The sequence below is a fragment of the Neisseria sp. P0021.S006 genome (assembly GCF_051956895.1).
The window spans coordinates 1-2,001 of sequence record NZ_JBQCWZ010000195.1 but is presented as its reverse complement, the minus strand read 5'-3'; the positions used below and the strand labels follow the sequence as shown (position 1 = coordinate 2,001).

Genomic DNA, 2,001 nt, shown 5'->3' with positions numbered 1-2,001 from the left:
GCATCGTTGGCTTAGGCTACGTCGGTTTACCACTGATGTTGCGCTATGTGGATATCGGTTACCAAGTTTTGGGTTTCGACATTGACACCAACAAAGTCGACAAGCTCAACAAAGGCGAAAGCTACATTGAGCATATCCCTTCCGACAAAATTGCCGCTGCTTCCAACAGCCTGTTTGAAGCAACGACCGACTTCTCCCGCATCGGCGAAGTAGAAGCCGTCATTTTGTGCGTACCGACTCCGCTGAACAAATACCGTGAGCCGGACATGAGCTTTGTGATTGACACTACCGATGCGGTAAAACCTTACCTGCGCGCCGGTCAAGTGCTGTCTTTAGAATCCACCACCTACCCCGGTACTACCGAAGAAGAATTGCTGCCACGTATGGAAGAAGGCGGCTTGAAAGTCGGTCAAGACGTGTTCTTAGTTTACTCTCCTGAGCGTGAAGACCCGGGTAACCCTAACTTTGAAACCCGTACCATTCCAAAAGTCATCGGCGGCCATACCCCTGCCTGTTTGGAAGTCGGCCTTGCGCTGTACCAACCTGCCATCGATAAAGTTGTTCCAGTAAGCTCCACCAAAGCTGCCGAGCTGACCAAACTCCTGGAAAACATCCACCGCGCCGTAAACATTGGCTTGGTGAACGAGATGAAAATCGTTGCCGACAAAATGGGCATCGACATTCACGAAGTCATCAATGCCGCTGCGACCAAACCGTTCGGCTTCGTTGCTTATTACCCAGGTCCAGGCTTGGGTGGTCACTGTATCCCTATCGACCCGTTCTACCTGACTTGGAAAGCACGCGAATACGGCGTAAACACCCGCTTCATCGAGCTTGCCGGCGAAGTAAACTCCCACATGCCTGACTACGTTATCGAAAAAGTCGGCCTGGCTTTGAATGACCACAACCGTTCTATCAAAGACAGCAAAATCTTGGTATTGGGTATCGCCTACAAGAAAAACGTGGACGATATGCGTGAAAGCCCGTCTGTAGAAGTGATGGACCGCCTGCACAAACTGGGCGCAGTGGTTTCCTACTCTGACCCGCACGTTCCAGAGTTCCCACACATCCCCGGCCACCACTACTTCGACCTGAAGAGCGAAGCGCTGACTCCTGAAACTGTCGCCCAATACGATTGCGTGGTTCTGACCACCGATCACGACAAATTCGACTATGACATGATCACCGAACATGCCAAGCTGATTGTCGATACACGCGGCAAATTCCCAGTAAAAAATCCTAAAGTCATCAAAGCATAATCTTGCTTCAGACACATCCGGCTGCCTCCGGTTTCCCCGACCGGGACGGTAGCCGGTTTCCCAAGGCTATTTGTTTTTCAGACGGCCTTGGCAAACCGGCAACGGTAACAACACATACCCTACGAAAAACGCTCAGCTCGAACTTCTGGCCGTCTGAAAACAAATAATATGAACGCGAAAAAAATCCTCGGCTACGCATTGGGCCCGATAGGAAGCGCCGCTTTCGGCCTGCTTTCCCTGCCGCTCATCTCATGGTACTTCCCTGCGGAAGACATCGGCCGTATCGTACTCTTGCAGACCATTGCCGGACTGAGCATCCTGTTGCTGGGCTTGGGGCTGGACCAATCCTATATTCGCGACTATTACGCCGTTAAAGACAAGGCCGCGCTGTTCAAATCCGTTTTTTTATCGCCATTGATTCTGACTGTGGCGGTTGTGGTTTTAGTGTTACTGATAAACGCATCATGGCCGTCTGAAATCATTTTTGACATCCCCAGTGCAAATTTGGGGATTCTCTTTCTGATTTTCTTGGCCACTACGCTGATTACCCGTTTTTTAGCCTTGATTTTGCGGATGAAAGAGCAGGCATTGGCTTTTTCCGTCAGCCAGCTTGCGCCGAAATTCTTGATTTTGGTGTTGGTTTTTGCCGTGATTGCTTCCGGCTTACCTACCAATACTACTTCGCTGGTTTTTACCTACACCGCAGCCCAAGTGCTGACCGTTGTACTGTTGATATATCAGC

Annotated in this window: 1 protein-coding gene and 1 pseudogene; both read left to right on the top strand. The window is 50.5% G+C overall.

The window, feature by feature from the left end; genetic code table 11:
* Positions 1–2: 2 nt before the first annotated feature.
* Complete coding sequence (locus tag ACTHUM_RS12400; RefSeq protein WP_440402843.1) at positions 3–1,259, top strand: nucleotide sugar dehydrogenase; 1,257 nt, start codon at positions 3–5, stop codon at positions 1,257–1,259.
* Between the two features lie 168 nt (positions 1,260–1,427).
* Positions 1,428–2,001: pseudogene (locus ACTHUM_RS12395) on the top strand (lipopolysaccharide biosynthesis protein); the annotation flags it as partial.